General features: G+C 61.4%; 18 protein-coding genes. 7 read left to right on the top strand and 11 right to left on the bottom strand.

The annotated features are described in order from the left end of the window. The first annotated feature begins 45 nt into the window (after positions 1 to 45). The 5 genes from metG (at position 46) to PR017_RS07000 (ending at position 5,381) form a co-directional block, all read left to right on the top strand. A complete protein-coding gene (metG, locus tag PR017_RS07020; protein WP_111222005.1) occupies positions 46 to 1,599 on the top strand; it encodes a methionine--tRNA ligase in 1,554 nt (517 codons plus the stop codon). 6 nt (positions 1,600 to 1,605) lie between these two features. Next, entirely contained in the window at positions 1,606 to 2,385 is a 780-nt protein-coding gene (locus PR017_RS07015; RefSeq protein WP_111221971.1) for a TatD family hydrolase, read from the top strand. Between the two features lie 4 nt (positions 2,386 to 2,389). Beyond that, positions 2,390 to 3,217, top strand: a complete 828-nt coding sequence (locus tag PR017_RS07010; RefSeq protein WP_111221972.1) for an MBL fold metallo-hydrolase — start codon at positions 2,390 to 2,392, stop codon at positions 3,215 to 3,217. Between the two features lie 219 nt (positions 3,218 to 3,436). Continuing rightward, positions 3,437 to 4,858 carry an ISNCY family transposase gene (locus PR017_RS07005; RefSeq protein WP_111218748.1) on the top strand — a complete coding sequence of 474 codons (1,422 nt, stop codon included), beginning with the start codon at positions 3,437 to 3,439 and terminating at the stop codon, positions 4,856 to 4,858. 274 nt (positions 4,859 to 5,132) lie between these two features. After that, positions 5,133 to 5,381, top strand: a complete 249-nt coding sequence (locus PR017_RS07000) for a hypothetical protein (RefSeq protein WP_133255531.1) — start codon at positions 5,133 to 5,135, stop codon at positions 5,379 to 5,381. Here the strand turns inward: PR017_RS07000 and PR017_RS06995 are convergent. The 10 genes from PR017_RS06995 to PR017_RS06950 form a co-directional block, all read right to left on the bottom strand. Then, positions 5,371 to 6,573, bottom strand: coding sequence for an ABC transporter substrate-binding protein (locus tag PR017_RS06995; protein ID WP_111215764.1), 1,203 nt, complete (start codon positions 6,571 to 6,573; stop codon positions 5,371 to 5,373). The genes PR017_RS07000 and PR017_RS06995 overlap by 11 nt on opposite strands. Before the next feature lie 41 nt (positions 6,574 to 6,614). Continuing rightward, on the bottom strand, positions 6,615 to 7,697 hold the full coding sequence (locus PR017_RS06990; protein WP_111215763.1) for a branched-chain amino acid ABC transporter permease: 1,083 nt from the start codon (positions 7,695 to 7,697) through the stop codon (positions 6,615 to 6,617). A 3-nt stretch (positions 7,698 to 7,700) separates the two neighbouring features. Further along, a complete protein-coding gene (locus PR017_RS06985; protein ID WP_111215761.1) occupies positions 7,701 to 8,606 on the bottom strand; it encodes a branched-chain amino acid ABC transporter permease in 906 nt (301 codons plus the stop codon). 1 nt (position 8,607) lies between these two features. Beyond that, entirely contained in the window at positions 8,608 to 9,342 is a 735-nt protein-coding gene (locus PR017_RS06980) for an ABC transporter ATP-binding protein (RefSeq protein WP_111215759.1), read from the bottom strand. Continuing rightward, positions 9,339 to 10,091, bottom strand: coding sequence for an ABC transporter ATP-binding protein (locus tag PR017_RS06975; RefSeq protein ID WP_111215758.1), 753 nt, complete (start codon positions 10,089 to 10,091; stop codon positions 9,339 to 9,341). The genes PR017_RS06980 and PR017_RS06975 overlap by 4 nt, the downstream gene beginning before the upstream one ends. 261 nt (positions 10,092 to 10,352) lie before the next feature. Continuing rightward, complete coding sequence (locus PR017_RS06970; RefSeq protein WP_111215756.1) at positions 10,353 to 11,324, bottom strand: 5-oxoprolinase subunit C family protein; 972 nt, start codon at positions 11,322 to 11,324, stop codon at positions 10,353 to 10,355. Next, positions 11,314 to 12,189, bottom strand: a complete 876-nt coding sequence (locus tag PR017_RS06965) for a 5-oxoprolinase subunit B family protein (protein ID WP_111215754.1) — start codon at positions 12,187 to 12,189, stop codon at positions 11,314 to 11,316. Before PR017_RS06965 ends, PR017_RS06970 begins: the two co-directional genes overlap by 11 nt. 12 nt (positions 12,190 to 12,201) lie before the next feature. Continuing rightward, complete coding sequence (locus tag PR017_RS06960) at positions 12,202 to 13,566, bottom strand: acetyl-CoA carboxylase biotin carboxylase subunit (RefSeq protein ID WP_111215753.1); 1,365 nt, start codon at positions 13,564 to 13,566, stop codon at positions 12,202 to 12,204. Further along, entirely contained in the window at positions 13,566 to 13,799 is a 234-nt protein-coding gene (locus tag PR017_RS06955; protein ID WP_111215751.1) for an acetyl-CoA carboxylase, read from the bottom strand. Before PR017_RS06955 ends, PR017_RS06960 begins: the two co-directional genes overlap by 1 nt. 73 nt (positions 13,800 to 13,872) lie before the next feature. Next, positions 13,873 to 14,595, bottom strand: a complete 723-nt coding sequence (locus tag PR017_RS06950) for a LamB/YcsF family protein (protein WP_111215749.1) — start codon at positions 14,593 to 14,595, stop codon at positions 13,873 to 13,875. A gap of 135 nt (positions 14,596 to 14,730) precedes the next feature. Here PR017_RS06950 and PR017_RS06945 point away from each other — a divergent pair, with 135 nt between their 5' ends. Beyond that, a complete protein-coding gene (locus PR017_RS06945) occupies positions 14,731 to 15,636 on the top strand; it encodes a LysR family transcriptional regulator (RefSeq protein ID WP_111215748.1) in 906 nt (301 codons plus the stop codon). A gap of 32 nt (positions 15,637 to 15,668) precedes the next feature. Here PR017_RS06945 and malQ read toward each other — a convergent pair whose 3' ends face one another. After that, complete coding sequence (malQ, locus tag PR017_RS06940; protein WP_111215746.1) at positions 15,669 to 17,468, bottom strand: 4-alpha-glucanotransferase; 1,800 nt, start codon at positions 17,466 to 17,468, stop codon at positions 15,669 to 15,671. 287 nt (positions 17,469 to 17,755) lie between these two features. On the opposite strand from malQ, the gene pcaD reads away from it, so the two are divergent. Beyond that, positions 17,756 to 18,556: a 3-oxoadipate enol-lactonase gene (gene pcaD, locus PR017_RS06935; RefSeq protein WP_111215745.1), complete on the top strand. Its 801-nt coding sequence runs from the start codon at positions 17,756 to 17,758 to the stop codon at positions 18,554 to 18,556. The last annotated feature ends 2 nt before the right edge of the window (positions 18,557 to 18,558 follow it).

Raw genomic sequence — 18,558 nt, 5'->3', positions numbered from 1 at the left:
CGACGCAGCTTCTTCAAACATAACAAGACGGGCTCGATGCCGCCGATGAAAGACACTTCCCCATTCTACATCACAACCGCGATCGCCTATCCCAATGGCCGACCGCACATCGGCCATGCCTATGAGCTGATCGCCACGGATGCGCTGGCCCGCTACCAGCGGCTGGACGGGCGCGAGGTGTTTTTTCTCACCGGCACCGACGAGCACGGCCAGAAGATGCAGCAGACGGCAAAGCTCGAGGGGATTACCCCGGAAGCGCTGGCATTGCGCAACTCGGACGAGTTCCGTGCGATGAGCAAGCTGCTGAATTCATCGAACGACGACTTCATCCGCACGACGGAAGAGCGCCACCACCAGACCTCGCGCGACATCTGGAACCGGATGGCCGAGAATGGCGACATCTACAAGGGTTCCTACGCCGGCTGGTATTCCGTGCGCGACGAGGCCTATTACCAGGAAAACGAAACCGAGAAACGCGCCGACGGTCTGCGCTACGGGCCGCAGGACACGGTTGTCGAATGGGTGCAGGAGGAGAGCTACTTCTTCCGGCTCTCTCAGTACCAGGACAAGCTGCTGGCGCTCTACGAGAGCGATCCCGATTTCATAGGCCCCTCCGAGCGCCGCAACGAGGTGATGTCCTTCGTCAAGTCGGGCTTGCGTGACCTGTCGATCTCACGCACGACCTTCGACTGGGGCATCAAGGTGCCGAACGATCCATCGCATGTCATGTATGTCTGGGTCGATGCGCTCACCAACTACCTGACCGCGACAGGCTATCTGGAAGACCCTAACGGCCCGCGCGCAAAATTCTGGCCGGCCGACGTCCATGTGATCGGCAAGGACATCATCCGCTTCCACGCCGTCTACTGGCCGGCGTTCCTGATGTCGGCCGGGTTGCCGTTGCCGAAGCGAATCTTTGCCCATGGCTTCGTACTTGCCAAGGGCGGAGAGAAGATGTCGAAGTCGCTCGGCAACGTGCTCGATCCGTTCGAGCTGATTGCCCATTTCGGCCTCGACCCGATCCGATATTTCCTGATGCGCGAAATCTCTTTCGGCCAGGACGGCAATTGCAGCGAAGACGCCATCGGCACACGCATCAACGCCGATCTTGCCAACGGCATCGGTAACCTCGCCAGCCGTTCGCTGTCGATGATCGTCAAGAATTGCGATGGAAAAATTCCGGAATGCGGGCCTCTGTCAGATGACGACAAGGCGATGTTGGCGCAAGTCGATGCCCTGGCCGATATCACCCGCGACGAGATGGGCAAGCAGATGATCCACCGGGCGCTGGCGGCCATCATCGCCGTCGTCTCTGAAACCGACCGGTATTTTGCCGGCCAGGAGCCGTGGGCGCTGAAGAAGACCGATTTCGTCCGTATGGGAACGGTCCTTTACGTCACCGCCGAGGTGGTTCGCCAGATTGCCATCCTGCTGCAGCCGTTCGTGCCGGATTCGGCAGTCAAGCTGCTGGACCTCGTGGCAGCGCCTGCGGACAAACGCGATTTTGCGGCGCTGGGCGAGGCGGGTCGTCTCGTGCCGGGCACCCCGCTGGAGGCACCGAAGCCGGTATTCCCGCGCTACGTGGCGCCGGAGGCTTAGAACGACATGCTGGTCGATACCCACTGCCACCTCGATTTTGCCGATTTCGCCGATGAGCGCGATGCCATCGTGGCGCGCGCCCACGCAGCCGGCGTCGGCCAGATGGTGACGATCTCGACGCGTGTCGCCAAACTGGACGGTCTGCTGGCGATCACCGACGCCTATCCGTCGGTGTTCTGCTCCGTTGGCACGCACCCGAACAATGCCGACGAGGAGCTCGACATCGAGGTCGAGGATCTCGTTCGGCTGTCGCGCCATCCGAAGGTGGTGGCCATCGGCGAGGCCGGGCTCGACTATTTCTACGACACCGTGAAGCCTGAAGACCAGCGCACCGGCTTTCTTCGACATATTGCTGCGGCGCGCGAAACCGGCCTGCCGCTTGTCATCCATAGCCGCAGCGCCGACGACGACATGGCTGAAATCCTGACCGAGGAGACAGGGAAGGGCGCCTTCCCCTTCATCCTGCACTGTTTTTCCGCCGGTGCCGACCTTGCGGCCACGGGCGTCGCACTCGGCGGCTATATCTCGTTCTCCGGCATCCTGACTTTCCCCAAATCCGAGGAACTGCGCGCGGTGGCCAGGACCGTCCCGCATGACCGGCTTCTGGTCGAGACCGATGCGCCATACCTTGCGCCAAAACGCTGGCGCGGCAAGCGCAACGAGCCGTCCTACGTCGTCAACACGGCCGAAGTGCTGGCCGAGACCATCGGCGTCAGCAATGCGGAAGTTGCGGCGCTGACGACCGAGAATGCATTCAGGATTTTTTCGAAGATGCCGAGGATCTGACGGCGTGACCTACAGGCGGCGGTTCACCATTCTCGGCTGCTCATCGTCTCCGGGCGTTCCGCGCATCACCGGCGACTGGGGCGCCTGCGATCCGACTGATCCGAAGAACAGGCGCAGCCGCGCCGCATTGCTGATCGAACAATTTGGGACGGATGGCGGTGTTACCACCGTCGTCGTCGACACCGGTCCCGACTTTCGCGAGCAGATGGTCCGCGCCAGGGTCGAGGCAATCGACGCGGTTCTCTATACCCATGCACACGCCGACCATATCCACGGCATCGACGACCTGCGTGGCTATTTCCACATCGACAACCAGCGCATTCCTATCCACGCCGACAGGGTCACCATGGACCGCATACGGCAAGGTTTCGGTTATTGCCTGGAAACACCTGTGGGCAGCAATTACCCGCCGATCGTCGAGCCCGTCATCATAGAGGACATGCAGACGTTCGCAATCGACGGCGCCGGCGGTCCCATCCATGTCCAGCCGCATGTCCAGCAACATGGAGACATCCAGTCGCTCGGCTTTCGCATCGGCGACGTCGCATATTGCAGCGATGTCAGCGATTTCCCGCCAGCGTCCGTCCAGGCTCTTGGCAACCTCGACGTCCTGATCATCGACGCGCTCCAATACCGCTTCCACCCAAGCCATCTGTCGCTGGAGCAATCGCTCGACTGGATCAGCCGCCTGAAACCGCAGCGCGCCATCCTGACCCACATGCACACACCGCTAGACTACGCCACAGTTCTCAGAGAAACGCCGGCGAACGTAGAACCGGCCTACGACCAGATGAGCTTCGAGTTCCAGATCGACACGCCGGAACAGCCGTAGAGCTGCGAGGGTGCGGTAGTTCGGGTAGTGCCTGGCATCCAAGTTAGTTCCATAATCTATCTTATCCAACTTTTGTTTGTAGCGGCTATTTAGTAATGCGACAGTTGGGCCAGTTAGAGATGCGACAGTCTCGCCTTTCGATGCACTGGTCAACATCAACGTTGGGAGCAAGGATGACGACGTCCAGCCTGGTGGAGACCAGGAGCGAACGGAGTCGTCATGTCCTGTTTGATCACCATGTCACAGAAAGAATTGCATCGCCTCGAAGTCATCCAGAAGATCCGGGATCATCGCTTGAGTGTCGTTCAGGCGGCCGAACTGCTTGATCTCTGTCGCAGCCAGGTCCACAGGCTGCTGCAGGCTTATGACAGTGCCGGTTCGGCCGGCCTCGTGTCGAAGAAGCGATCACGACCCAGCAATCGCCGCCACAGCGAAGATTTTCGCAATGCGGCGCTGGATCTGATCCGGGAACGCTATCTGGATTTCGGTCCGACGCTGGCGCGTGAGAAGCTGATCGAGCTTCATCAGATCTCGGTGGCCAAGGAGACGCTGCGCCAATGGATGACCGAGGCTGGTATCTGGACCTCGCGCCGAGCCCGCAAGAAGCGCGTGTTCCAACCGCGCGGCCGGCGCGACTGTTTTGGTGAACTCGTCCAGATTGACGGCTCGCATCACTGGTGGTTCGAAAGCCGCGGCCCCAAATGCGCCCTGCTCGTCTACATTGATGACGCCACCGGCAAACTGTTGCATCTGCGCTTTGCCGGATCGGAGAACACATTCGACTACCTGCATGCGACGAAGGCCTATCTGCAGCAATGGGGCAAACCGCTGGCTTTCTACAGCGACAAGCATGGTGTCTTTCGGGCGACCCATGCGTCGGAGAAAGACCGGACGAGCGGCCTGACGCAGTTTGGACGCGCGCTTTATGAGCTGAACATCGACATCATCTGCGCCAACACCCCGCAAGCCAAGGGCCGGGTTGAACGCGCCAACCAGACGCTGCAGGATCGGCTGGTGAAGGAGTTACGGCTACACGGCATCGATACGATCGCGGCGGCCAATGCCTATGCGCCGGAATTTATCGCCGACTTCAATGGTCGTTTCGGCAAGTCACCACGCAATCCGAAGGACATGCACCGGTCGCTGGCCGATCATGAGAACCTTGATGGCGCTATGTGCCGGAAGGAAGTCCGCACGTTGTCGCAAGCTTTGACGCTGCGCTACGACAAGGTGTTGTTCATTCTCGATCCGACTGACCTCTCCAGGCCACTTTCGGGAAAGAAGGTTGTTGTCTGCGATTATCCCGACGGTCGCCTCGAGATCATGCACGAGAGCTTTGCCCTGCCCTACAGAACGTTCGACAAGCTGCGGTCGGTCCATCGGCCGGACGTCGTTGAGAACAAGCGTCTGGACGACATGCTGTCTGTTGTCGCCGAGATGCAGGCCGGGCGCGAACTGCACCGTAGCAAGAGCGGTCCCCGCCGCACCGGCCAGACGGATCACATGTTCGGCATTCGCGACGGCAGCCAGGGCAATGGCTATCAGAAGCGCGGTCGCAAGCCGAGGACAGATTACATGAACGACCCGGCGGTGATTGCAAAGCGGCAGAAGGCGCTGGCGCGGATGGAGGCTGCCGAATGAACAGAAGCGCACATCGTCTCAAAGCTAAAGCCGAAACGGTGTTCTCCACCGCCCCCGCTCCGCCCTTGCAACCCGGACCAGCCGGGCGGATCGGGGGCTGACCCGCAGAGCCAGTGTCGCATTTCTAAATGGCTGACACCGTCGCGTCTCTAACCAGCTTTGACATTGTTTGTAGCGGGGGTGGGTTCAAGGATGAAGTGCGACTTGCGAATGATACCAATGGGTTATCAGTCACAAGGAAGATGCAAGGGAGCGCACCTACTCCCAGATCGACATGGACGAACGCCAAAATATTGCGCGATGGACCCCTGCCCGTTGTTGTCAGCGTGACCAAGGGCTGCGACTGAGATGTGAAATTTGGCGCGGGATTAACATCCGCCATATGACCGGCGCCGGTCGCGGCTTCGGCAAAAGCCGCACCACACATTTCGCCGCAGCGGAAAATGAAAAGCCCGGCCGCGTGGAGGCGGTCGGGCTCTTTGGTTTTGGCGGGCCATACCCGACGTGGTTTTTTATTTCTTGACCAGTGCTTCCATTGGAACTGGCTCGGAGATCGTCCAGTTGCCAACGACGCCGGGCTTGCCGTTCTTGGTTTCGACGATCAGGTAGCGCGCCTTGTTCTGGTGGTGCAGTTCGGCGGTGAAGGTGCGCGGTCCAAAGAGCGTCGGCTCGTCCTTCATCTTTTCGAGTTCGGCAACCACTGCGTCGGCATCGGTCGTGCCTGCGCGCTGGACGGCCTTGGCCCAGACGTCGATCATCGAATAGCCGGGATAGACGTACTGGCTGGAAGGATCCGTGCCGGTCTTCTCCTTGTAGGCGGCGTTGAACTTCTGCACATCGGGATTTGGGTCATCGCCGTATATGGACCCCTGAACCGGCGTGTAGAAGTTCGACAGGTCCGGCACGGCCGACAGCCAGTAGCTGCCATCGACGCCGGAGCCGTTGAGGATCATCGAGTTGATGCCGGCGGCGCGGATCTGCTTGATCGCCGAGACGGCGCCCGGCATCATCGTGCAGAGCATGATGGCGTCAGGCTCCTTGGGGAGCGACTTGATGCGTGTGATCTGGGCGGCGATCGAGGCATCTTCGTTCTTGAAGGTATCCTGGCCAACGAGCTTGGCGCCCTGCGCTTCAAGCTTCGGCATCATCCAGTCGAAGCCGTCGCAGATGCCCTTGTTGTATTCCGTCCAGGTGTCGAGCAGGCGGTAGAAGGTCTGGGCCTTCTTTTCCTTGAAGGCCCATTCGGCCATCGTCGCGCCCTGCACCGCTGCAAGCACGGAAGCCGAGAAGCTGTGCTTGCCGACGCCCTGGATACCGGCCTTCACCGATTCCGCGCAAAGGAAGAACGATACAAGTCCGGCATCTTCGGCGGCCAGCGCTGCTGGTGCCCCGAAGTCGTAGTCGCAAGAAACGACTACCAGACTTGCGCCCTGGTCGATGACCGACAGGCCAGCCTTGGCGCCTTCCGCACGGTCGGACTTGGTGTCGGCGCTGACGACTTCGATCTTCTTGCCGAGCAGGCCGCCGGCAGCGTTGATTTCATCGATGCGGATCATCGCGGCATCCGTGGCCGGCTTGTCGTAGGCCTGCATGAAGCCGGATGCGGCCGTGGCAAAGCCGACAACGATCTTGCTGTCGTCGGCCATGGCCGGAACTGCGGTCGCGGCAAGTGCCGTGGCCAGAACTGCTGCAAATAGTCTTCTTACGTATTCCATTAGCTGCTCCTTTATTGCCTGACGATTGTTGTCCTCGTCGGCTATTTGTTATGTTTACGCCTGAAAAACGTGATCTCGCGATTGCCTATCAAGCCGGCAGGACGAAGCGCGAGAATGACGATCATGATGACACCGAGGGCGATCTCCTGGAGCCCCTTGGGAAGAGCGAGGGTGACTGTGCCCACGGGGACACCCGCCTCCAGCCAGCGAAGAGCCTGGATGAGGGCAGAGAGAAGGACCACGCCGATCACCGCGCCGGAAAGGCTGCTCATGCCGCCGACGACGAGCATGGAAAGCGTGATGAAGGTGAGGCCGAGATAAAAATTGTCAGGCGTGACGACGCCGATCGAATGGGCCATCAGCGCGCCTCCGAGACCCATGACCACGCCTGAGATGGTGAATGCGACCAGCCGTTCCTTCGGGATATCGACGCCCGAGGCCGCTGCTGCGGTCGGCTCGTCGCGGGCGGCGCGCAAGGCCAGTCCTGAGCGCGAGATGGCATGGGCCCAGGCGATGAAGATGGCGAGGACGGCAGCACCCACGTAAGGCCAGATGAGGCGGACGATGGGAATGCCGACCACCGAGGACGTCGCGCCGGTGACGTCCTGCCAGTTGGAGTAGATGGTATTGATCATTGCCAGCATCGCGAAGGTGGCGATCGACGCTGCAATGCCCGACAGGCGCATCAGCACCCGCCCGAACACCAGGGCCGCCAGCCCGGCAAACAGCGCTGCGATGATCGCGGACTCCCAGTATGGAAGACGTGTCTCGAGCAGCCAGCCGGGCAAGCCCGGAAGCGCGCTCTTCTTCATCATCGGGCTGATGGTCAGCCACGCCGCGGCATAGGCCCCCATGCAGGTGAAGCCGATATGGCCGAAACTGAGGACGCCGGAGTTGCCGATAAAGATATAGAGCCCGACGACCAGGGTGATGCGGACGAAGACATCGATTACCGCCTGGTTGAACGGACGCGAGCCGGTCATGACGGTCAGCACGGCGATCGCCAGCATGAGCAGAGACAGGAGGATAGGCGTCATGATCGTGCGCCGGGCGAGCGCGAAGGGTGCGGGTTTGCGCGGCGATGCCAGTGAGGCCGGCACGGCGGGAGCGGTTGCAGTGGTCATGGATCAGACCCTTTCCTTGGTGCCGCGCGCGGCGATCAGACCTTGCGGACGGAAGAGGAGGACGAGGATGACGGCGCCATAGACGAAGGCATCACGGAACGGACGCGCATCGATCGGCAACACCACCTGCATGATGACGGAGGCAGCACCCAGCAGAAAGCCGGCAAGCACTGCACCCGGAAGACTGCCGAGGCCGCCGATCACGGTTGCGATGAATGCCATCAGCATGATCGCCCCGCCCATCTGGATATCGGCGGTGCCTGTCTGGCAGACGAAGATCAGCGAGATTGCGCCAGCCAGCGCTCCGGACAATGCGAAGGCCCCCATGATCACGCGGTTGGCCCTCACCCCGAGCATCCGTGCCATCGAGAAGTTTTCGGCGGCGGCGCGCATTTCCAGCCCGAACCTCGTGCGGCGCAGGAAGAGCGAAAGGGCGATCAGGATCAATACCGTCGCGATGATGGTGATGAGCTGCAGCAGAGGCAGCCGGGCGCCGAAGATCTCAACCGGCTGCGAGAGCATGGGCAGCAGCGAGATCGACTTCGGGCGGCTTGTGAAGAGCATCAGCAGGAAGTAGCGGATGACGAAACCGAGCGCGAAAGAGGCGATCATCATGGTGGCCGGGTTGGCACGGCGAAAGCGGCGGAAGACGACGATTTCGCAGAGGACCGACAGCGCAGCACCGGTAGCAAGCACCAGCGGTACCAGCAGGTACCATGGCAGGTTGCCGGCAAATACGATGGCCATTGCATCCGTGGATGGCCAGAGCAGCGCGAAGACGCAGAAGGCGATGACGTCCCCGTGGGCGAAATTCACCAGGCGCATGACGCCGAAGATCAAGGCAATGCCGAGGGCGCCGAGGGCGTAGAGCGAACCGAGGGACAGCGAGTCAAATACGATCTGCAACATCTCATTTGTCCTCGTAGCCGAAATAGGCGGCCTGGATGGCCTCGCTAGTGCCGAGTTCGCGGGCGTCGCCGTCGAGCACAATCTCGCCACCGCGCATCAGCAGCATTCGGCCGCCGACGAGATTGGCGCGGGTGGAACTCTGTTCGACGATCAGCAGCGTCAACTTGCGCAGCGCCTGCAAGGCAATCAGCCGCTCGTAGACCTGGTCGGTAATGTTGGGCGCCAGCCCGAGCGACGGCTCGTCGATGGCGATCAGCCGCGGATTGGTCATCAGCGCCCGGCCGATGACGAGCATCTGCTGCTGGCCGCCGGATAGCAGGCCAGCCTGGCCGTTGCGGCGTTCCTTCAGCATCGGGAATGTCTGGTAGACCGCCTCGAGATCCTCGGCGACCTTGGCCTTCCAGCCGCGATCCTTCGCCTTCATTCCGGTTCCGACCAGTAGATTTTCCTCGATGGTCAGCGAACCGAAGACATCCCGGCCCTCAGGTACCAGCGAAAAACCGAGGCGGGCGATATCCTCCGGCGCGCGGCCGGTGATATTGTAGCCATCGAAATCGATCGTGCCTGCAAAGGCAGGCGTGACGCCGGCAATTGCGCGCAGCAACGATGACTTGCCGGCGCCGTTTGGCCCGGTAATGAAAACCGTGTCGCCATCCCTGATGGAAAACGATACGCCGCGCACAGCCGTCAGGCGACCGTAGCGAACCTCGATATTGGCGAGAACCAGCAGGCTCATAGCAGCACCTCCACGACCGGCAGCGGTGTGTCCGCAGCAGTCCCCATGTAGGCGTGGCGGACCTTTTCGCTGTTGCGGATCGCAGCCGGTGTCCCCTCCTCTATGACAGCACCGGAATCGAGCACGACGATGTGGTCGCAGAGACCGAGGACGAGGCCGACATTGTGCTCGATAATCAGCACGCCGCAGCCGAGTTCGCGGGCGATCTTGCGCACAAGGGACGACAGGTCGGCTGCCTCCTGGCTGCTCATTCCGGCGGCAGGTTCGTCGAGAAGGATGTAGGCCGGCCGGCCCATCAGCGCGCGGCCGATCGCGACCCGGCGCTCGTCCGTGTAGGGAAGCGTTCCGGCGATGCGAGAACCGAGTGATCCGATGCCCATCCAGTCGAGCATGGCCTCGGCTTCGGCGACGGCGGAGCGCCGGCTCATGCCGAGCCCGACGCCGGTCACCTCCAGATTGTCGACGACCGCAAGGTCGCGAAACAGGCGCCCGCCCTGGAACGTTCGGGCGATGCCCCTGCGGCGCACCTGATGCGGCTTGAGGCGATTGAGCGACACTCCATCGAGCTTCACTTCACCCTCCGTCGGCGCCTGAAATCCGGTGAGCACGTTGACGAGCGTCGTCTTGCCGGCACCGTTCGGGCCGATCAGTCCGCTGATATGTCCGGGCGTGATGTCGAGCGTCACCGACGACAGCGCTTTGAGCCCTGCAAAGGCGACCGATATGTTTTGCGCGCTCAGTTCAACCATGTTCCCTGTTCCTTGTGTTACCGATGGAAAGGGAACGCCGGGTCCGGCCGTGTTACAGCCTGCCGAGTCTAGCTATGTTCCCCTTTTTCGGTACCGGCGATCTCTGCGGACCGCTCGGTTGCCAAAGTCACGCCGTTTACCGGCTTTGTCTTGTTGTTGCGCGTGCCAGCCTTTGTCGGCTGGCGCTTCGAAGGGCCGGCTTGCGCCGACCGTAGCATTGTCCCTTCCCTCGCCCGATCCTGACCGGCCGTGGCCGCTGCCTCAGGCGGTCAGGTAGTCTTCCGCCTTCCGGAGCTCGGCGCGGCGATCGGCGCGCGCGGCAAGAGCTTCCTCGAGGGTGACGGGCACGAAGCGCGCCGGCGTATGGGGCTGCATCTGGGCGATGCGATCCATGTCTGCTGAAATCACCACGCCGAGCATCATGTAGCCACCGCCCGATACGGCATCGCGGTGGAGTACGATCGGCTCCGTGCCGCTCGGCACCTGCACCGAGCCATAGGGGTAGCAGGCATCGACGATATTGGAAGGGTCGGAACCTGCGCCGAAAGGCTGTTCGCGGGGCATGAATTCGAGCGGTGTACCCCCACGGAAGCGGTAGCCGATGCGATCTGCCTCGGGGGCTACCTTCCAGGTATCCTCGAAGAACCGCTTTCCGGCAGCCTCGGTGATCCTGTGCCAGTAGATGCCGGGCAGCATGCGCAATTCTGCCGGCATTGCGCCGAGGCCGCGCAGCGCTGCCGGTAGCGAGCGGCCGGAGGTGCCGGTTGCCTGTCCGATGGGAAGCTCGTCACCAGCTTTCAGCACGCGGCCTTCGAAGCCGCCGAGTGCACCCAGCACGTAGGTGGAGCGGGACCCGAGCACGACGGGCACGTCGATGCCGCCAGAAATCGCAATGTAGGCGCGCGCGCCGGATTTGAGGTAGCCAAAGGAAAGACGGTCGCCAGCCTTGACCTCGAAGCTTTCCCAGGTTGGGCACTCCTCGCCGTTGACCTTGGGCGGCAACTCGCCGCCGGTGATGGCGACCACGGCCGGTTGAGTGAACTCCAGCTCAGGCCCCATGAACGTCGCTTCGAGGACCGCTGCGCCTGCGTCGTTGCCGACAAGCAGGTTTGCCATGCGGCTCGAAAACCGGTCCATGCCGCCGCCTTCGGGAATGCCGACGTGGTAGTAGCCGGGGCGACCGAGGTCCTGCACGGAGGTCGCGAGGCCGGGACTGATGACTTTAACGGCCATTGAGAAGCTCCATCAGTTGGACATTGGTACCAAGCATGTCTTTGTTGAAGTCGGTGAGCCTGAAGGTGCAATCGCGCGTCGTGGGCTGCCAGCGGTTCGCCTCGATTTCCTCAAGCGTGCCATCGTATTCGTCACGCGTGATCGACTTGAACTTGACTATGTCACCCGGCTTGAAGAGGCACATCTCGTCGGTGAGATAGCGGATCTTGCGGGTCGGGTCATAGATCGGTGCCGGCGTAACGCCGTACATCTGGTAGCCACCGGCGCCGCGTACCGAATAGATCGCCGCAAAGCAGCCGCCGTGACCGACGGTGAGTTTCGGTGTGTCCGTGCGGGGACGCAGGTATTTCGGCGCCTCGATCTGCTTCTTGCGCTCCACCATCTGGTAGAGCCATGGCAGGCCCGCCACGAAGCCGACCATGGAAACGAACCACGGCTGACCGGAATAGGCGGCGATGAATTCCTCGATCGTAGCATATCCGTTTATGCGGGCCGAATATTCGAGGTCCGTCGCGCTAGGGTCCTGATGACGCTCGCGGAAGCGCATTTCCGTCTCGTGGGTCCAGGGATCCTGAAAATAAACGGGAAGCTCGATAATGCGTGTTTTCAGCGCGGCGTCGGATTTCGACGCGGCGTCTTCCATGGACTGCAGTTCTTTCAGAAGATCCTGTGGCGAAATGATATCCGGATCGAAGCGGATCTGGAAGCTCGCATTGGCCGGGCAGGTCTCGGTGACCCCTCGGATACCGGCCTCGCGGACCGCGTTGATCATCGAAAGGCCGGTGAAGAACGAAGTGAGCGACATTTCCTCGGACACCTCGCCGAAGATGTGTTCGTCACCGCCGAAGTTGAAGCGTATCGACATCGGTTCTCCTTTTCAGCTGGCAAGCGCCGCTGCGTTTTCGACAAGCCAGCCTTCCAGCCAGCGCGTATGCACGTCTCCCGATTGGACTGCCGGATCTGCGGCAAGCGCCAGAAACAGCGGCTTGGTCGTTTTCATGCCCGAGATCTCGAGTTCGCCCAGTGCCCTTTGAAGCCGCGCAATCGCCGCTTCGCGGGTCTCGGCGTGGACGATCAGCTTGGCCAGCAGTGAATCGTAGAAGGGGGGCACCTGGTAGCCGGCGTAGAGCATCGAATCGAAGCGAACGCCGGGGCCGCCGGGTATCCTGAGATCGCCGACAGTGCCCGGGAACGGCGCGAAATCCCGGGCGGGATCTTCCGCATTCAGCCGCACTTCGATTGCGTGTCCGCTGACCCTGATATCGGCCTGCGACAATCGCAATGGCTCGCCGCCGGCAATCCGCAGCATCTCCGCCACTAGATCGATGCCGGTGACGGCCTCGGTTACGGGATGTTCGACCTGGATACGGGTGTTCATTTCGATGAAATAGAAGCGGTCAGAGGCATCGTCGTAGAGGTATTCGACTGTCCCCGCGCCGGAATAGGCGACGGCCTTTGCGAGCGCTACGGCCGAGGCGCAGAGTTCTTCGCGCAGCGCATCTGAGAGGGCTTGCGAAGGCGCCTCCTCCCAGACCTTCTGGCGACGACGCTGCAGCGAGCATTCACGCTCGTAGCAATGAACCGCATTATGGCCGTCGGCAAGCACCTGCACCTCGATATGGCGGGCACGGCCAATGACCTTCTCCATATAAAGGCCTCCGTCCCCGAAAGCAGCCAGCGCTTCGGCCTGGGCCTGCGGATAGGCCTGCTCGAACTCGGTTGACGAATTGGCGATGCGGATGCCACGTCCGCCACCGCCGGCGGCGGCCTTGATCATTACCGGGAAACCGGTCTCTGCCAGGACGTCCCGCGCGGCCTCGATGCTTTCGACCCGACCGACCGAACCCGGAACGACCGGAACTCCGGCCGCAGACGCAGCGAGGCGTGCCGAAACCTTGTCGCCCATCAGGCGGATTGCATTGCCGGAGGGGCCGACGAAGACGAGGCCTGCCGCAGTGACAGCATCGGAAAACTCGGCATTTTCAGCCAGGAACCCATAGCCCGGATGGATGCTGTCACAACCGGTGTCGCGGGCTGCCGCCAACAGGGCCTCGATGTTGAGATAGGACTTCTTGGCTGCCGGTGGACCAATGTTGACGGCTTCGTCTGCAAGCTGAACATGCAAGGCATCCGCATCGGCCGTGGAATAGACGGCTACCGTCGCAATACCGAGGTCCTTGGCAGCGCGGATTACGCGCACTGCGATCTCGCCACGATTGGCTATCAGCAACTTCTTCAGCATCAGCCGACGTCCGCCAGCGTTGCGCCTGCCATGACAGGGTCTTCGTTGTCGACAAGGAAGGAAATGCCGCTACCGGCAACCTCTGCCTTGACCTCGTGGAAGGACTTCATCACCTCGATCAGGCCGATGACGTCGCCGATCGCGACATCGTCGCCGTCGGCCTTCAAAGGCGGCTGGCCAGGTGCTGCGCTGCGGTAGAACGTTCCGGGAAGCGGTGAAAGGATCTGTGGCATGGAATGGGTCTCCTGTTCCGACAATGCGAGATGGATGCAGGCAATCAGGCCGCCTTGGAGGCGGCCGCCGAAATCAGTGCCAGGGCGCGATTGCGCTGCGCACGGCCTTGGCAATATCGATAGCGTTCGGCGTATCCGAATGCACGCAAATCGTTTCGCAGCCGACCGGGAACAGACTGCCATCGGTGGCTGTGCCCTGGTGGTCCTTCAATGCGCGGACGCAGCGGGATGCCATCAAGTCCGGATCCATGGCCGGATGTTCGCGCGTGACAATCAGCGCACCCGCCGGCGTATAGTCGAGGTCGGCATAAAACTCCGGGATGAAGCGTATGCCGCGCTGCGGGTAGATGCTTTCGTGCAGGGTGCCCGTCATGCCGAACACCGGCACACCGAAGACCTCTGCCGCATCGCAGATGCCTTGAGCGACTTCTTCCTGGCGGGCGGCCATGTTGTAAAGGCTGCCATGCGGCTTGATGTGATTGAGCGGCATGTTTTCCGCTTTCAGGAAGCCGAGCAGAGCGCCGACCTGGTAGATGACCGAGTTGGCGATCTCCTCCCGACTCATCTTCATCTCGCGTCGGCCAAAACCCTGGAGATCGGGAAGCGAAGGGTGTGCCCCGACTTTGACGCCATGCTCCTTGGCGCGCAGGACTGTCGTTCGCATGTGGTCGGGATCGGATGCATGGAAGCCGCAGGCCACATTCGCCGCGTCAATAAGCGGCATAAGCCCGGCGTCGTCGCCCAGCCTGTAAAGGCCAAAGCTCTCTCCCATGTCACAGTTCAGCGTGACGCTCATCGTTGTCGTGCCCCTTATAAGCTGCCGTCTTTGCGGCGTTGCACAAATCTTGTCCGAGCTTTTGCCTCTTGTGAAATAGTAATTTTCGTAATGTAATATCGAAAAAAACGATAATAAAAAAATGGTGGAACAGGCATGAGCATCACGCTGAAACAACTCGATTATTTTATTGCGTCTGCAGAAAGTGGACAAGTCAGCCACGCGGCCGTCAACCTCAACATCTCCCAATCTGCGGTAACGGCGGCAATAAAATCGCTGGAAGAGGAGCTCGGGGTCAAACTTCTGGAGAGGACGCATGGCGGCGTCCGGCTGACGATGGAGGGCGCCCGGTTCCTCGATCACGCCCGGATCATCACAGGTGCGGTCGCCGCTGCGGTTCACAGCCCGCTGCGCGAGCGTGCGGAACTGTCGGGAAAACTCGTTATGGGCATGACCTATACGGTGACCGGCTACTTCATGTCGAAATACTATGCGCGCTTCCGGAAGACCTACCCGCATATCTCGGTGGAGATCAGGGAGCTGCCCCGCGCCGAAGTCGAACGACAGCTGGCCAGCGGCGACCTGGATATCGCGATCATGCTGGTCTCCAACCTGGCGAATTCGGACGAGCTTGAACAGGAACTGCTGCTGCGATCGTCACGCCGGCTTTGGCTTTCGGCCGATCACCACCTGCTTTCACGGACCGAAATCAGCCTCGCCGACGTGGCGCAGGAGGACTATGTGATGCTGACCGTAGACGAGGCGAGCACGACGGCCACGCGCTACTGGGATGCTGCGGGTAAAAAGCCGAATGCCGTGCTGACGACGAGCTCGGTCGAGGCCGTCCGCTCGCTCGTCGCAGCCGGTGTCGGCGTCACCATCCTGTCGGACATGGTTTATCGGCCGTGGTCTCTCGAGGGGCAGCGCATCGAAGTTCGCAGGCTGATCGAGCCCGTCCCTAGCATGGATGTCGGCCTGGCCTGGGCACGCGCCCGACCTATGGCCACGGCGGCAGCCACATTCCGGGCGTTCATGTCCGTGACTCTTGGTGGTGGGGGCTAAGCAGGCAAGTACTCTGTCCGCCTGTCCTAGCGCTATCGCGGGCGGATCTGGCTGATGGCGGTGACGATTTTACGAAACAGGGGTGCCTCACCGAGCGATTCCAGCGGGACCGACAGCTTGGGCTTCCAGTTCGGATAGCTTGTGCTGGTGCCCGGAATGTTGGTCGGGTTCGGTTCGTTGGTGAGGTCTGCGAGCCTGACCGCCACCATCGCGGATGGCGTCTGCGCGATATAGCGATAGGAGGCTACCGCAAGGGCAATGCTCTCGTTTTCGCCCGTTGTTACCGCTGGCTGGCGAACCTCGGCATCTGCAAAGGCACGCAGCAGGTCATCACGCTCTTCCTGCCTTGCGGTCTCGTGGACTTCGGCAAGCTCGGCCGGCACCAGCCGGTGCTCGGAGCGCAGCGCTATGTCGTCGCCGCGCCACCAGCCCGTAAATGTCTGGTGATCGTGGGTGGAGACGCAGGCAAGCGCGAGTGCAGGATAGGCATCCGGCGCGATGAACCCCTGCCCGTTTCGCTCGTAGGACAGGATGCGGTAGGAGAGGATCTGCGCGTCGGCGAGGTCTTCGCGGAGACCACCGGGGATATTGCCGAGATCCTCGCCGATGACGATAGAGCGGTATTGCTGCGATGCCCTGGAGAGGACCTGCAGCAAGTCTTCCTGCGGATAGGAAACATAAGCCCCGTCCGCCGGAGTGCCGCTGGTGGGCACGAGAAAAAGGCGCGAAAGAGCAGCCGCGTGGTCGATGCGGATCGCGCCGGCGTAGCGCATTGCAGCCGCCAGCATCTTATGGAACGGCGAGGCTTCGCCAGATGCGATCGCGTCCGGTAGAAGGGCGGCAAGCCGCCAGTCCTGCCCATCGATGGCATAGGGTTCAGGCGGGTTGCCGATGCTGGCTCCGGAGACGTAGAAATCCGGATCGCTCCAGGTTGCGGAGCCGTCAAGCGCCTCGCCGACGGCAAGGTCGAGGTAGAGCCCGATGCGCATGCCACGTTCCCTGGCACGGGTGCCGGCTTGGCCGAGCTGCTGATGCGCCAGCCACTGTAGCCATTTGTGGAACATGATGTTTTCGGCGTGCTCCTCCGCAAAGCGGCCTACCTCCTCTGAAAATGGAGTGCGATAAGCCTCCGGCCATGCGTGCCAACCGGTCCCAATACCTCGCCTGCCCATCTCGGTGGAGATGGCTTCGAATAAGGCGTGTCGCTGCAGACCTTCGCCGCCTTCCGAGACATAGGCGGCAAAATCAGGGCTGCCGCGACCGCCCTCCCCGCTCATCCAGAGATCTAGCAGCACCTCGAGCTTCAGTTCCGCCACTTGCCTGTAGTCCACAAGGCCCGTGGCACGAAGTCGCCGGATGCGCTCATCCAGCGCGGGCGTCATCACGAAGCCTTCGACCGCATCGACTGCAATATAGAAAGGGTTCAGAAACTGCCTGTTGGAAGGCTCATACGGGCTGCAGCGCTCCGGATCGGCAGTGAATGGTGCGTGCAGCGGGTTAAGGCCGATGAAGTCGGCACCCAGCGGGCCTGCCAGATCGGAACAAGCCTCGAGATCGAGGAAGTCGCCGATGCCCCAGTTTCGGGCTGACCGAAGCTCGTAAAGCTGCAGGCTCAGACCCCAGCACGGGCGATCTATGATCTCCGGAGGCAGGAAGCAGTTGGCGGGGCCTGTGGGTGCTGTTTCATCATCGAACGTGACCTTGAGCGCCGTCAGCATCATCTTCAGCGTCGCGTCGGAGACGGCCGCTGTGCTTCCGTCCGAGGACGGCCGACGAAGGTCTATGCCGTGTGTGCGGGCAAGGCTTCTTAAGCTCTGATGATGTTTCTGCATTGACTGTCAATTCCTCGAGCGCTCGGACGGATGGCCCTTGCGGCTTGCTAGAAAAACAAAATCGGTTTGCTATTGTTCCGAACCAATCGCCAGCCATTGGGTAGATGAGCGTCAGAATACTCTCCCCGAAGTGTCAGTGGCCCGGAGTGGCGACGGACCGAACTGACCTACGCCGCTTGCTGCAACGGACTGATTTTCTTTGCTGTGCAGCAATCCTCATGGCAATAGAGCGTTTTTGCCGGCATGCCGCTGGCCATGGAAGCCTAAACCGATCGTGAGGACCAAGCATGCAGTTTGCGCGTATCAACGATGTGATGATCCATTATCAAATCATCGGCGCATCGGCTGACAAGCCGACCATCGTCTTTGCCAATGCTCTAGGCACGGATTTCCGCATATGGCGCGACGTGATCGTTCGGCTTGCGGGCGATTTCGCCATCGTTCTCTATGACAAGCGCGGTCACGGCCTGTCGGATATCGGCCAGACCCCATATGCGATAGAGGACCATGCCGGCGACCTCGCCGGTCTTCTGGACATGCTCTCGGTCAGCAATGCCTACATCTGCGGCCTGTCTGTCGGTGGGCTCATTGCCCAGTCGCTTTACCAGCGCCGTCCGGAACTGGTGCGAGGCCTCATCCTCTGCGGCACGGCGCCACGGATAGGGACACCCGAACTCTGGAACGACCGAATCGCCGCGATCAAGGCCGGCGGCATAGAGGCGCTTACCGACGGCATCATGGAGCGATGGTTCACGAAAGAATTCCGCCGACCGGAGAACACGGCCTATGCCGGCTATCGGAATATGCTGATCCGTCAGCCGGCCGAGGGATACGTGGCGACATGCGAGGCGTTGAGAGACGCGGACTATGAGGCGGCGGCGACGTCCATCGCCGTACCGACGATCTGTGTCGCCGGCGGTGAGGATGGCTCGACACCGCCTGACGTCGTGCTGGCAATGGCCAAGCGCATTCCCGATGCGCGCTATGAGCTGATCCGCGATGCCGGACACATAGCCTGCGTCGAACAGCCGGCGTTGCTCACCGAAATCATCAAAGCTTTCATCGCGGAAGTCGAGACGGGGAAATAGGC

This window comes from Rhizobium tumorigenes, from assembly GCF_003240565.2.
In the GTDB taxonomy this organism is placed as follows: Bacteria; Pseudomonadota; Alphaproteobacteria; order Rhizobiales; family Rhizobiaceae; genus Rhizobium; species Rhizobium tumorigenes.
The sequence above is the reverse complement of the archived record's forward strand: the minus strand, read 5'-3'. Positions and strand labels throughout refer to the sequence as shown.